The following is a 13,529-nucleotide window of genomic DNA, read 5'->3' on the forward strand; positions in this document are numbered from 1 at the left end:
GGCACTGTGTACGGCATCCCAGCCAACTGAAACATGCTTTCTTCCAACTGAGACACGGTGAATGTCGATCGCCGTTGACCACGCCACAGCAGCCGTGGTTAATCTGTTCAGGCGGGAATTCGGTCCCGCCGGAAGAAAAGGAGTGGTCAGATGCGTGAAGCCGTCTCCACCGCTGTGCAGTCCACCAATTTCGACCTGAAGCACGAGCTCGTCGAGCTCATTCCCTCGGGTTCGGTGGCCGGCCACCTCGCGATGAGCATCGGCGACCTGGAGGCGATGCGGACCCAGCGCGCCTTCGTCCCGGCGTCGAAGAACGGCCTTGAGGTGATCTGCGGCGCCTCGTGCGAGACCGGTGCTCAGTGACACCCCGGTGGGCCGTCCCCCCGGGGTGGCCCACCTCTTCCCTCTCCCGATTGGACTGGTGGACAGATGACCTCGCCCTTCGCCGGATCTCCAATGGTCTCCGTTGTCACGTCGCACGGCCGCCAAACCCTCGCCGGTGATCCGGGCGAACGGCTGATCGACATCCTGGACCGCAACAACGTCCCGTGGTCGGCGATCTCCGCCTATGTTCTGCCGAGGACCGGAGGTCCCCTGCGGCTCACGTCGTCGCTCGACCGCACGTTGGCGGAGTTCTCCGACGCGGCCGAGATCCTGCTCTACTTTAACCGCAACGTGAACCCGTTCAAGTTCTCGCTGGCCGACTTCCACGTCATCGACAGCGCCGATCCCGGCCAGGAGACCACCGAATACTTCTACCAGCGGCTTGACAACCAGACCGGCACGGCCGAGGCCTTCCTCAAGAAGATGACCTCCGACGAGTGCAAGACGGTCATCGCCGACCGGGTCGGTGACACCATCCGTACGCATCTGCCGCAGGGCGCGCGCCTGGTGGTCGGGGTCAGCGGGGGCGGCGACAGCAACGCCCTGCTGTACGGGCTGAGCCGGCTGAGGGACCACGGCGTGCAGGTGCACCCGGTGATCCTCAAAGGCATCCCGGACTGGGACGCCGGGGTTCCGCGAGCCCAGGAGCTGTGCGAGACGTACGGACTCGACCTGCGGGTGATGACGGCCGAGGAGGTCAAGGCGCTGCTGGGCATTCCCGAGGACGGCCTGCCGCTGATCGACCGGTTCGAGAAGGAGTTCCAGGGCGACGACTTCGAGTTCATGGGCACCCTGCTGATCCGGCTCGCCCTCACGGCGTACGCGCGGCAGCTCGACACCGAGTACATCGTCACCGGGGTGAACCTTGAGGACATCGTCTGCGAGAACCTGTTCCGTGTCTCCAGCGGGATGAAGCCGGCCGGTTTCCCGGTCCGCCGGATCGGCGACGTCACCCTCGTCTACCCGTTGTGGCTGTGCCCGAAGAGAATAATCGACGGCTGTTTCCCGAAGTTCTCACTGGAGAACTATGACGCGCGTTATCCGTGCTTCTCCCTGGGCCGCAATCTCTACTACAGCGTCGTCTACAACCTGCAGTCGACTTTTCCCGGATACCTGGAGCAGCTCGCCCGGGGCATGTCAGAACTGAGCCTCAAGGACCCGGTGGAGTACGTTTATCGCGAGTCGCTCGGTTTTCACACCGAGCGGGAGGTGCCGTTCCCGCTGCTGCTCCGGTTCCAGAAAATGCTCTCCACCCGCGGCTGAGCCGTATCCCGACGTCGCCGCCCCGGCCGGAAACCGCAGGCCCGAATCGTGCACGTACGGAGGAGAACGGGGATGAACGTGCCTGAGCATCGGATCGCCGTCGTCGGCGCCGGACCCCTCGGTACGTACGCCATGGCACAGCTCGCCGCAGTGCTGTCGGAGGCGGAGCCTGCGGTACCGGTGCGCGTCTCGGTCTTCGAGCGCAGCGGCCGCTTCGGCGCCGGCGCGGTGCACAGCGACGAGCAGGCGCGGACGAGCTACCTGAACCGTTCCGTGGGACAGATCGGCTTCGCCGCGGACGAGTCGAGCGGCCCCGGCACCGCGCTGCTGCCCCGCGAGCTGCGGCCCACCTTCCACCAGTGGTGCCGGCGACGGTACGCGGAGACCGGTGATCCGGTCTTCGACGTTCGGCCGGACGACGTGCCCCGGCGATACGTTCACGGACTCGCGCTGCGCGACATGTTCGACCGCTACGTACGGCACCTGCGGAACGTCCCGGGCGTCACGGTCGACCTCCACCCGGTGGACGTCCTCGACGTCACGCCGCACGGTTCGGACGCCTACGTCATCCGTTGCGGCGGCTCCGTGTCCGTCGTCGCCGACCGGATCCTCTTCGTCACCGGCCATCAGGTGGACCGCGTCAACCCCTCGCCCGGCGTCGCGTCACCTCGGGTGGCCTACCCCTACCCGCTGGACGACCGTCTCAGCGAGCGGGTCGCGCCACCTGGGCGGCCGCTGGCCGTCTCCGGGCTCGGCCTGACCGCCGTCGACGTGATTCTCCATCTCACCGAGGGGCGGGGCGGGAGGTTCGTCGCCGAGAAGCCGGGCCTCACGGCGCCGTTGCGTTACCTGCGGTCAGGACGTGAGCCCTCGGTCGTCATCGGCTTCAGCCCGAGCGGGGTACCGGTCACCGGGCGGCCGGTGAACGACAAGATCAATGGGTGGGGGCCGGAGCACCGCGGCCGCTTCCTCACCGTGGAGGCGGTGCGCCGGCTGCGCGCCGCGGTCGCCGCGGGGCGACGTGCCGCACTGGATTTCGACCGTCACCTGATGCCGCTGGTCGCCCTGGAGACCGCGTACGTGTATCACGCGACGTTGCTCGGACCGGAGTTCGCCGAATGCCTCGCGACCGCCGTGACGCCCCTGGTGGATCGATACCTGAGCGGAACGGGCCCGTGGGGCGTCGCCGGAGTCGCGCACCTGCTCGGTCCGGTCGACCGGTGTTTCCAGGCCGCGGTCGACCTGCTCGACGGACGACCCCCCTGCGGTCCCTGTGTCCTGCCGTCACGGGCCGTGCTGACCGCGGCGTTCCACCGGGTGGTCCACGACGGCCTCGGCCGGGTGCCCCCCTCCGCCGACGGCTCCTCGCCGTGGCGCCATTCCGCCCGGCTGGCTGATCATCGCTTCGACCACCAGGCGCTCCTGGACCCCCTGCGAGCCGCCCCGTCCTCCGGCACCGGTTGGCACGAACAGGTACTGCGCTTCCTGCGCCGGGACATCCGCGACAGCGCGCAGGGCAACGTCCGCAACCCGGTCAAGGCCGCCTGCGACGGAGTGTGGCGTGACCTGCGCGTGGTGTTCAACGCCGTGGCCGACCGCGGTGGCCTGCGCCCGGCGGCGCATCAGGAGTTCCTGCGACGGCACATGCGCTACTACAACAGACTGTCCAACGGAGCCGGACTGGAGCCCATGCGCAAAATCCTGGCCCTGGCCGAGTGCGGCGTGCTCGACCTGTCCACCGGTCCCGAGCCGGTGGTGAGCGGCGTCCACGACGGCTGGCGGATCACCGGCGGGCGCACCGGTACGGCGCTGCACGCCGACCTGCTGGTCGACGCCTGGATTCCGCCGTTCGACCCGGACAACGACCCGTTGCCGCTCTACCGCAACCTCCTTCGCAGCGGACTGGTCCGGCAGTGGTGCGACGTGGGCGACGGCACCGAGGAGCGGTACGTCCCGGGCGCCCTCGATCTGGACCCCGGTTTCCACCCCGTCCGTGCGGACGGAACGGTGGACCCCCGGCTCACCTTCCTCGGCGCGCCGGCCGAAGGCCTGGAGCACTTCCAGCTGACCGCCGCACGGCCGTACGCCGACAGCGCCGTGCTCGCGAACGCGGCGCGCTGGGCCACCGAGGCGGTGGCCCCGGCCGTGGACCGCGACGCGTATCCGGCCGGCGTCGCATGACCGCGACGGTCGTCCGTTTCCGCGCCGAGCTGTCCGCCCTGCTCCGAAGCGAGCAGACCGGCTCGTCCCCTCGCGACGTCGTTGTGCTCGCCGTGGACGGGATGAGCCACGCCTACGCGTCGCACTGCTGGCCCACCGCACGGACGCGGCGGCACCGGTCGGTCTTCCCGACCACCTCGTCCGCCGGCTGGCTGAGCAGCATGACCGGCCTTGAGGTCGCCGACCACGGCGTACCGGGGGTGGTGTTCGCCGATCCGGAGCACTGCGACCGCCTCGTCAACGTCTTCACCCACACCGGTGCGGACCTGATCCGGCCCACTGCCACGATCTTCACGGACGCTCGAACGATCGGTTACCGCCCGGTGGCCGTCCTGGGCGACCTGCAGGCGTACCCGAGCACCTGGCGCGACCGCCTGCTGACCGGCGCCGATCCGGTCGACGGCCCTCGCTTCTTCAGCGAGGGCGCCGACGTCATGGACGAGCGTGAGCTGGTTCGCCGGCTGGACGAGGCCGTGCGTGCGGCGCGCGACGCCGGCTCACCCGGGGCGCCGACACTTGTCTGGTGCTACCTGGAGCTGGACCGGCACCTGCACCGGCACGGCTATGACCGGTACGCCGTCGAGGTCATGGTGGAGCTCGGCCGGTACGCCGAGCGGCTCGCCGAGAACGGCACGGTGGTGGTGGCCCACTCCGATCACGGTCTCACCCCGACCAGGCACGACCCGGAGCTGGACGGCCTGCTGCGGCACCTGTGCCGTACGCACGGCGCCATGCTGGCCGGGGCCGGCCGGACCCGCTGGTTCCACGCGTCCCCGGCGGCGTCGGACGTCCTGTACGAGGTCCTCCTCCGTGAACTTCCCACAGACGTACGGGTGGCCCGCCGCTCGGAGCTCTTCGCCGAGAGCCCCCTCATCACCGCCAGGGTCGGCGACGTGGTGATCCTGGCCGAGGGCGAACGGTTCATCACCGACCCGGGCTACCGCTGGGAGCACGGTTCTCGGACGGAAGCCGAACTCGACACCCCGTTCTCTCTGTGGGGCGCCTGATGACCTACGACGAGGTGCCAGAGATGCCGCAGGACGAGCGCCGCATGATTCTCGGCGCGTTCCTCTATCCCACCGGTTACCACGTGGCCGCCTGGCGCCACCCCGACGTCCCGTCCGACGCCGGCGTCAACCTGCGGCATTTCGTCGAGGTGGCCCAGACCGCCGAACGGGCGAAGTTCGACTTCCTCTTCCTGCCCGACGCGGCCGCCATGCGCGGCACCGATCTTGAGGCGCTGAGCCGTACCGCGATCCGTTACGTCGCCCAGTTCGAGCCGGTGTCCCTGATCAGCGCGATGGCGGCGGTGACCCACCGGATCGGGCTGACCGTCACCATGTCGTCGACCTACCAGGAGCCCTATTTCGTGGCCCGGGCCATCGCGTCGCTGGACCACCTCAGCGGCGGCCGGGCCGGCTGGAATCTCGTGACCTCGCAGAGCCCGTACGAGGCGTACAACTTCGGATACTCGGTGCAGCCGTCGCACGCGGAGCGGTACGAGCGCGCGCACGAGTTCGCCGACGTGGTACGCGGGCTGTGGGACAGCTGGGCCGACGACGCCTTCGTGCGCGACAAGGACAGCGGCCGGTTCTTCCGGCCCGACGCCATGACGACGCTGGACCACAAGGGGCCGCACTTCCAGGTCCGGGGCCCGCTCAACATCCCTCGCAGCCCGCAGGGCCGTCCCGTGCTTCTGCAGGCCGGTGCCTCCGAGCCCGGCCGGGAGCTGGCCGCCCGGACCGCCGAGGTGGTCTTCACCGCGCAACCGACGTTCGCCGACGCGCGGGCCTTCCGTGCCGACGTCCTCGGACGGCTGGCCCGCCACGGCCGCGAAAGCGCCGACGTGCGGGTGCTCTGCGGCGCGTTCGTGACGGTCGGCCGGACCCGCGCCGAGGCGGAGGACAAGGTCGCCGAGCTGCAGGACCTCATCCATCCGGCGGTCGGCCTGTCCCTGCTCGGCAGCGAGCTCGGCGGGGTCGACCTGTCCGGCTACCCCCTGGACGGCCCGCTGCCTCCGTTGCCCCCGTCGAACACGGCCAAGGGCCGGTTCACGCTCCTGACCGAGATGGCCCGCAGGGAGAAACTCACCATCCGCAGGCTCTACCAGCACGTGGCCGGCGGCCGTGGCCATTGGCACCTGACCGGAAGCGTCAGCGAGGTGGCCGACGAACTGCAGTACTGGTTCGAGGAGGGCGCCGCCGACGGGTTCTTCATCATGCCGCCGAAGCTGCCGGGCTCTCTCGACGACTTCGCCCTGCAGGTGGTCCCCGAACTGCGGCGGCGTGGCCTGTTCCGTACCGAGTACACCGGCCGTACGCTGCGCGAACACCTCGGGCTGCGGCGGCCCTTCCGGCAGAGCCCGGTGGGGGAGCGGTGACGTCCCCCCACCGGGCCCCTTCACCGAGCACCGTAAGGGGTGCCGATGGGAAAGGCGGTGCCCCAGTGGCGATCACGGACGGCGAAGGCGGCCTCGAAGCCGAGTTCGAGCTGCTCATGGCTCGGCATGGCATCACGGTGCCGGCCGAGTGGCGGCCGGGCACGTACGCCGGCTTCGTCAGCCTCCGCGAACAGGCCGCCACGTTGCACGGCGTCCGTGATCCGCACGGCGAACCCGCCATGGTCTACCGGATACCCACCGGTCGAGCCGATGACTGACGACGACACCACGCCGTCCCCGCACAGGCTCGACGTCGTGCGGTGCGGCACGTTGCTGCGCACCGGACGGCTCACCTCGCGGGCCCTGACCCTGCACACGCTCGCGCGGATCGAACGGCTGAACCCGGTCCTGCATGCTTTTGTCCGGGTGACCGCGCGGCGGGCGCTCGCCGATGCCGAGCGCGCCGACCGTGAGCTCGCCAGCGGCGTGGATCGCGGCCCGCTGCACGGAATCCCGTACGCCCTCAAGGACATCTTCGACACCGAGGGCATCCCGACCACCAGCCATTCCCACCTGATGCTGGACCACGTACCGGCCGCGGACTGCGGCATCGAGGAACGGCTGCGCGCCGGCGGCGCCGTACTCGTCGGAAAGCTGGCGACCCACGAGTTCGCCTTGGGCGGCCCGAGCTGGGAGCTGCCGTTCCCGCCGGCCCGCAACCCGTGGAACCTTGAGCACTTCACCGGCGCGTCGTCCTCCGGCTCGGGCGCGGCGGTGGCGGCCGGTCTGGTGCGGGTGGCGTTCGGCTCGGACACCAGCGGTTCCATCCGGGGACCGGCCTGCCACTGCGGCGTCGTCGGACTGAAGCCCACCTACGGGCTGGTGTCGCGGCGCGGAGCCTTCCCGCTCTCCTACACGCTCGACCACTGTGGCCCGCTGGGGTGGACGGTCGCCGACGTGGCGTCGGCCCTGCAGGTGATCGCCGGACACGACGAGCGGGATCCGAGCAGCCGCCGCGTCGCGATCCCGGACTACCTGGCCGGACTGTCCAACGGAATCGAGGGAACACGGGTCGCGTACGCACGGGACCTGTTCGCCACCGATCCGGTCACCTCCCCCGAGGTCGTCCGCGGCCTCGACGCCGCGGTCCGCACGCTGCGTGAGCTCGGCGCCGAGGTCCGTACGGTGACCCTGCCGCCGTTCGACGTCTTCAACGCGTGCGGGCGGGTCATCATGACGGCGGAGGCGTTCGCGGTGCACGAGCCGGAACTGCGGCGGCGGCCGTCCTGCTACGGCCGGTACACCTTCCAGCGCATCGCGCCGGGAGCCGGGCTCACCGCGGCGGACCTGGTGCAGGCGTACCGCGTGCGGAAGGAGTTGTTCGACGCCGTGGAGCAGGCCGCGTTCGACTGGGCCGACGTGCTCGTCACCGCCACCGGGGTGACGCAGGCCGCCCGGTTCGACGACTTCCCGCCGGACTGGCCGCCGCCGAAGGCCGCCGCCGCCATGCTGACCATCCCGTTCAACGTGACAGGGCATCCGTCGCTGGCCATGCCGATCGGGCTGTTCGGCAGCGGGCTGCCGATGGGTCTTCAACTGGTCGGCCGGGCCTTCGACGAGGTCACCGTGTTACGGGTGGGCGCGGCGCTGGAGCGGGCGCTGGAGCCCGCCCGTGGACGGCCCCGGTACAGCTGACCGCCGAGGCGGCTCAACCGATCCAGCCCGACTCCTGCAACGCGGCGAGCAACCGGCGGCCGAGTTCCTGGGGCACCGGCCTGCGCAGTTCGTACGACGTCTCGGCGATCATCTGTTCCGGCGTCCGCCGCCCGTCGGCGCGGATGGCGAGGTGGAACAGGACGGACAGCGTGGACTTGTCCTGGCTGACCAGCCCGTTCAGCTCGGCCCGCGTGTCCGCGCCGAGATGCTCTGTCATGGCGCGCAGGTTCAACGGGCCCTCCCACCGGCGGGCCGCGAAACGCGGCGCGGCCGACGGGGCAGCGGGCGTGCCCGGCCGATCGAGCAAGGACTCGACCGCGGCGATCCGGCGCGCCGTGTACGCGCGCAGGCCCGACCCGAACTCACCGCCCCCGGCGCACGCCACCTCCGCCACGGTGTCCAGTTCACGCCCGCGCCACGCCGCGACGATCTCGCGCCATTCCACCGGTCCCGGTCCGCCGTCCGCGGCCAGAGCCGTCAGCACCGCCGCGACGGTGACGGACCGGCGCATCTCCACGGGCGAGACCTTGTCCAGGGTGTCGCCTGCCGAGTGGTTGAACCGGTCAGCGGGATGGCACAGCTGAACCGCCGGGCGGGCGATTCCGGGATCGGCGAGCAGCGCGTGGTCGGAGAAGCCCAGGAACGGTGAGGCCGACCAGTCGCCCGGTTCCTCGGCGGTGGCCGCGAAGACCCGGTCGACGACGTGTTCCGCGAGCGGGCCGAAAAGCGAGGGCCGCAGGTCCGGAGGCCGTTCGACGACGAACGGAGCGGCGCAGAGATCCTGGTCCTCCCCCACCATGTCGAGGTTGACCAAGGCATGCGGTGGCCGGCCGGTGCGTCCCGGCCCGAGACGGTCGTGCAGGGTGGCGGCGGTGCCCACGAACTCCGGGCCCCACAGGAACCGGATCGGACGGGCACCGGACCGTCGCGGCAGCCGTCCGAGTACGGTGGCCACACCGAGGAGCGCCGCCACGCCGGAGGCGTTGTCATTGGCGCTGGGCCGTGGATGGCACAGGTGGGCGGTGATCCAGACCTCGTCGAGCCGGTCGTCGCCCGGCAGCAACCCTTCGACCACCGGCATGGACGCGTCCCGGGTCACCGCGACGTCGACGCGGCAACGGCCGCCCGCCGACGCGGCCCGTCGCGCCTCGGCGAACTCGCCGGGGGTGAGACTGAAGGCCAGGAGCCCGCTGTGCAGGCCAAGCTCGATGCGCCCACGGTAGGCGACGCCGTCCGGCCCGGTACGCGTCGGCGCGTCGGTGACGAAGCCGAGGGCCCCGGCGTCGGTCAGATCCGGCAGCAGCGAGCCGTCGGCGTAGGTCTCCCGATCGACCACGACCACGGCGCCCGGACGGACGTCGGCCGGACGCACCAACGGCGCCTCGGTCGGCCCGGCGGTGGCGGCGGAATACGTGGCGACGGCGAAGGGGTCGCGTTCCTGGTCGAGGGAGAGCACCGTGGCACCGGCCACGACGATGTCGGCCCGCGCCCGCGTCGGTGTCCACGACATCGGCGCGGCGAACGACCACCACCGTGCGGTCCCGTCGGCCGGGTGGTCGGTGATGCCGACCGAGGTGAGCCCGGCGGCCTCGGCGGCCTCGGCGACGAGCCCGGCCGCGGCGCGCAGGCCGTCGGAGGCCTGGAACCGATCGTGTCCGGAGACCCGCTCCAGGACGCCGATGACCTCGTCCGTCGGCATCGACCCCAGCACCGACGCGATCAGGGCATCGACCTGCCGGGAAGCGCCCGGCCTGCGATCAGACACCCGCCACCTGCTCCGCCGGGCGGCGGTCACCCCGTACCAGGGTCGGTTCGACGCCGCGCAGGATGACGTCCTCGGTGACCACGACGCGGGTGACGTCCTCGAACGAGGGAACGTCGTACATGACCGTGCCCAGTGCCTCCTCAAGGATGGCTCGCAGGCCGCGAGCCCCCGTGCCGCGCTGGAGGGCCTGGTCGGCGACCGCCTCCAGTGCGCCGGGAGCGAACTCCAGAGCCACGCCGTCCAGCTCGAACAACAGTTGGTACTGCTTCACCAGCGCGTTGCGGGGCTCGGTGAGGATCCTGGTCAGCGCGTCCCGATCCAGTGCCCGCACCGAGGTGACGATCGGCAGGCGCCCGACGAACTCAGGGATCATCCCGTACGCCACGAGGTCCTCCGGCATCACCTCGGCGTAGTGGTCGGCTGCGTCGTCGTCCTGCGGCGACCGCACCGTGCCTGCGAAGCCCATGCTGCTGACGTTCCGCCGACGCGCCACGATGTCGGTGATGCCCGCGAAGGCGCCGCCGACCACGAAAAGGATGTCGGAGGTGTCGATCCGGGTCTGAGCCTGCTGGGCGTATCCGCGGCCCCCCGGCGCCGCCGCCGACCTGTGGGGCGGCGCGATGGTCACGACAGCGCCCTCCAGCATCTTGAGCAGTGCCTGTTGCACACCCTCGCCGGAAACGTCGCGCCCGCCCGCCGACTCTCCGTGGCCGGCGATCTTGTCGATTTCGTCGATGTAGACGATCCCTGTCTGCGCCTTCTCGACGTCATTCTCCGCGGCCTGCAACAGACGCATGAGGATGGCGTCGACGTCCTCGCCGATATAGCCGGCCTGGGTCAGCGCGGTGGCATCCGCGATGGCGAAGGGAACATTGAGCGTACGCGCCAGGCTCTGCACCAGAAGTGTCTTGCCGGAGCCGGTCGGGCCCAGTAGAAGAATATTTGACTTCGTTAGCTCGACATCGCTGGGACGCCGTGATGAGGCATTCACCCGGACCCGCTTGTAATGACTGAAGACGGCGACAGAGAGTGCTCGTTTCGCCCGCTCCTGGCCCACCACGTAGGTGTCAAGAAACGCCTTGATGTCGTGCGGCTTCGGCAGCTCGCCCAAGGGTTGCGCGGAGGCCTCGCCGCGCCGCTCGACGACCACCTCGTGACACAGCTCGGCACATCCGTGGCAGATCCTCGCCGTCGACGAGTCAATCATTCCGCCCACTTCACGGGCGCTCCTGCCACAGAACGAGCATCTTCGGGAAGAAGACTCCGCGGTGTCGTCAACCACTCAGCACACCCCCAGAGAAACGCTTGCCGCAAAGTCGCCGGACGCCTCCGGCGGATGTGGCCAGCGTCAGTTTTACACAGATTCTCAGCAAGAGGTAGGCTGACAAACCTAACCGCGTGGTAATCCACTCCGGCCGGAGTTTACCCGTGTGTCCCCCGGCGGTGAAGACCATTGGTGAAGGTGTTCCTCCACGAATGACGGCGGTGCGGTACGGTATAGTGACCGTGATCTCCGAGCCTGTCCAGCGAACAAGGCGCCTACCGGCATTACCAGGTTATGACCAGCATTACCGTGACGGCGGCTCCCCTGCCACCGGCCGTCATATTCGTAATCGTCACCGCTCGTGAGCATCGATCCCGGCACACCAGGCGAACCCACCATTCGGCGAGGCTGCGGAGATGCGGAGGGAACAATGTCGCTTGCCATTGACTCGTACGAGCGGCTGGAGACATTGACCGATGACCCCGACATCCTGAACCTCGCATGGACCGTGGACGAGCGCGAGCATCTCGGCGCCGATCTGCTGGAACTCTGCGCGCGGGAACTGTCGGCCGAGGTGTCGGGGGCGTTGCCCTACCTCACCAGCTACCTGGTCAAGGACCCTTACGGCGAGGGCGTTCTCGGACCGGCCGTGGCACGTCATCTCGGTGATCGTTGGGAGCCCGTGCCGGTCACCTGCGGCGCCGGGGTGGGACCCCTGCTGCAGAGTCTGGTCCGCCTCGCCGGTTCGGCGCCCGTGTATGTGGCCGGAGACGTCTACCCCGATCTTCCCCACTGGGTGGAGGCCGCCGACGGGCGATGCGTCGGCGCCGGTGAAAAGCCTGGTGAAAAGCCCGATGACGACGTGGTGGGCGCCCACGTCGCCCGCGTTCGCCGCCACGGCGCCCGGCTTGTCGCCATGGAACGACCGGCGCTCACCACCGACGGGTTCACCGACCTGGCCGCGGTGAGCAGGCTCTGCGCCGAGCTGTCCGCGGACGGCGTCGTCGTCCTGGTGGACGAGTCGAACGCCAACTACTGCCCGCCCGGGTTCAGCGCCGCGCGACTGGTGTCACGCACCCCCAATTTGATCGTGGTCCGCGGACTCTCCAAGGCCTTCGGCATGGGGGGCCTACGGCTCGGTTACTGCCTGTCCGCCCCGGCGTTGACCGGGGCCGTCCGCCGGGTGGTGGCTCCTTTGCTCGCGTCGTCGCTGTCACTGCGGCTCGGCGCGGCGATCCTCCGGTCGGGCGATCTCGCCGCTCCGCTGCGGCGGCGCATCGCCGAACGGCGAGCCGAAGCCGGTGCCGCGCTGGCCGCCGCGGGCTGGCCGTCGACGACCCCCGCCAGCGAGTTCCTGCCGTACCATCTGCTCGACGACGATCCGGCGGGGGCGCTGGCGGCGCTACGCGGCAGGGGAATAGTGGGCAAGCTGCACCCCGTCTGGTCGGCCTCAAGCGGAACGCGCAGACTTGTCGCCAGGCTCAGCGTGCCGCTGAGTGACGTCCGGATGGAGCGTCTGCGGCACCTGCTCGCACGGTCGGAACAGCCGTTGGACCGAGGAGAACCATGACAACTCCGTGTTTGTCTTCGCTCACTCGCATGCCGGTCAAGGCGGATCTCTACGATCGGGAGACCTACTTCAGGGAGGGCCTGGACGACGTCACCGCGGTGCTCGGAGCCGAAGCCGAGGACGCGCTGTGGCGTACCTCCCTGCTTATCATGAAGCCGGACGGCCTGGCGGCCGCCAAGCTCCGTACCGTCCTGGCCTTCCTCGCGGAGAACGACTTCACCGTGGTCGCCGCCCGCCGGATCGCGCTCGACCGCATGGTCTGGCGCGAGCTGTGGCGTTACCAGCTCACCTCGGCGACGCTGGACCGGTTCGCCGTCAACGATCACGTGCTGAGGCTTTCCGACGCGTTGTTCATGCTGCTGCGCAGCGACGGCGACCATCCGGTGCCGGCCACCGTCCGGCTCAGCGGCCTGAAAGGGTCGGCGACCCTCAGCGACCAGCGACCGGGCACGCTGCGGCACCGGCTCGGCCAACCGAACCGGGTGCTCAGCTTCCTGCACGTCGCGGACGAACCGGCCGACCTCGTGCGCGAGCTGGGGTTGTTCTTCGAACATCCGGCACGCGTCGAGGTCATCACGGCCATGACCTACACCGAACCGTCGGAGGCGGACCGCACCGTGCTGGACGAGGCGGTGTGGAGCGACGCACGGCCTGCCCGGTCGCTGAACGCCCCCGAGGCCCTGGAACGGCTGCGGGCGGCGGTGCGCGACAGCGCCGACGAGGACCGGGAAACGGCCGAGGCCGTGCTGCGGCAGCTGGCGTCCCTCGACGCCGGCGAGCGGCTGGCATGGCGGGCGCTGCGGCGGCGTCTGAACCGCCTCGGCGTCAAGGCGGACCCGTGGGATCTCGCCCTGGTCGGCACCACCTACATCCGGTACGACGATCCGGACGCCAGCAAGCGCATCACCAATCCGCCGCCCGGGGCCTGGGATTCGCACTGACGCGCCGAACGAGCCGCTCGAAGGAG

Annotated in this window: 11 protein-coding genes; 9 read left to right on the top strand and 2 right to left on the bottom strand. The window is 70.1% G+C overall.

Features of this window, described 5'->3' with window-relative positions:
• The first annotated feature begins 150 nt into the window (after positions 1-150).
• From ACIBVQ_RS28485 to ACIBVQ_RS28515, 7 genes are all read left to right on the top strand, one after another.
• On the top strand, positions 151-363 hold the full coding sequence (locus ACIBVQ_RS28485) for a hypothetical protein (protein WP_399181144.1): 213 nt from the start codon (positions 151-153) through the stop codon (positions 361-363).
• 93 nt (positions 364-456) lie between these two features.
• Positions 457-1,647: a hypothetical protein gene (locus ACIBVQ_RS28490; protein ID WP_399181146.1), complete on the top strand. Its 1,191-nt coding sequence runs from the start codon at positions 457-459 to the stop codon at positions 1,645-1,647.
• A 72-nt stretch (positions 1,648-1,719) separates the two neighbouring features.
• Positions 1,720-3,828, top strand: coding sequence for an FAD/NAD(P)-binding protein (locus ACIBVQ_RS28495; protein ID WP_399181148.1), 2,109 nt, complete (start codon positions 1,720-1,722; stop codon positions 3,826-3,828).
• The gene (locus ACIBVQ_RS28500) at positions 3,825-4,874 is read left to right on the top strand and encodes an alkaline phosphatase family protein (RefSeq protein ID WP_399181150.1); all 1,050 of its coding nucleotides are present in this window, start codon (positions 3,825-3,827) and stop codon (positions 4,872-4,874) included. The genes ACIBVQ_RS28495 and ACIBVQ_RS28500 overlap by 4 nt, the downstream gene beginning before the upstream one ends.
• Complete coding sequence (locus tag ACIBVQ_RS28505; RefSeq protein WP_399181152.1) at positions 4,874-6,247, top strand: LLM class flavin-dependent oxidoreductase; 1,374 nt, start codon at positions 4,874-4,876, stop codon at positions 6,245-6,247. The genes ACIBVQ_RS28500 and ACIBVQ_RS28505 overlap by 1 nt, the downstream gene beginning before the upstream one ends.
• Positions 6,248-6,312: 65 nt before the next feature.
• A complete protein-coding gene (locus ACIBVQ_RS28510; protein WP_399181154.1) occupies positions 6,313-6,525 on the top strand; it encodes a hypothetical protein in 213 nt (70 codons plus the stop codon).
• Positions 6,518-7,942, top strand: coding sequence for an amidase (locus ACIBVQ_RS28515; RefSeq protein ID WP_399181156.1), 1,425 nt, complete (start codon positions 6,518-6,520; stop codon positions 7,940-7,942). The genes ACIBVQ_RS28510 and ACIBVQ_RS28515 overlap by 8 nt, the downstream gene beginning before the upstream one ends.
• 13 nt (positions 7,943-7,955) lie before the next feature.
• Here the strand turns inward: ACIBVQ_RS28515 and ACIBVQ_RS28520 are convergent, their stop codons facing one another.
• Both ACIBVQ_RS28520 and clpX read right to left on the bottom strand, forming a co-directional pair.
• On the bottom strand, positions 7,956-9,728 hold the full coding sequence (locus tag ACIBVQ_RS28520) for a DUF4910 domain-containing protein (RefSeq protein WP_399181157.1): 1,773 nt from the start codon (positions 9,726-9,728) through the stop codon (positions 7,956-7,958).
• Positions 9,721-11,010: an ATP-dependent Clp protease ATP-binding subunit ClpX gene (gene clpX / locus ACIBVQ_RS28525; RefSeq protein WP_399181159.1), complete on the bottom strand. Its 1,290-nt coding sequence runs from the start codon at positions 11,008-11,010 to the stop codon at positions 9,721-9,723. The genes ACIBVQ_RS28520 and clpX overlap by 8 nt, the downstream gene beginning before the upstream one ends.
• A gap of 412 nt (positions 11,011-11,422) precedes the next feature.
• Between clpX and ACIBVQ_RS28530 the strand changes: the two genes are divergently transcribed.
• Together ACIBVQ_RS28530 and ACIBVQ_RS28535 are read left to right on the top strand one after the other, a co-directional pair.
• The gene (locus tag ACIBVQ_RS28530; RefSeq protein WP_399181161.1) at positions 11,423-12,562 is read left to right on the top strand and encodes an aminotransferase class I/II-fold pyridoxal phosphate-dependent enzyme; all 1,140 of its coding nucleotides are present in this window, start codon (positions 11,423-11,425) and stop codon (positions 12,560-12,562) included.
• Positions 12,563-12,591: 29 nt separating this feature from the next.
• A complete protein-coding gene (locus ACIBVQ_RS28535; protein WP_399181163.1) occupies positions 12,592-13,503 on the top strand; it encodes a nucleoside-diphosphate kinase in 912 nt (303 codons plus the stop codon).
• Positions 13,504-13,529 lie beyond the last annotated feature (26 nt).

The sequence above is a fragment of the Streptosporangium sp. NPDC049376 genome (assembly GCF_044466505.1).
In the GTDB taxonomy this organism is placed as follows: domain Bacteria; phylum Actinomycetota; class Actinomycetes; order Streptosporangiales; family Streptosporangiaceae; genus Streptosporangium.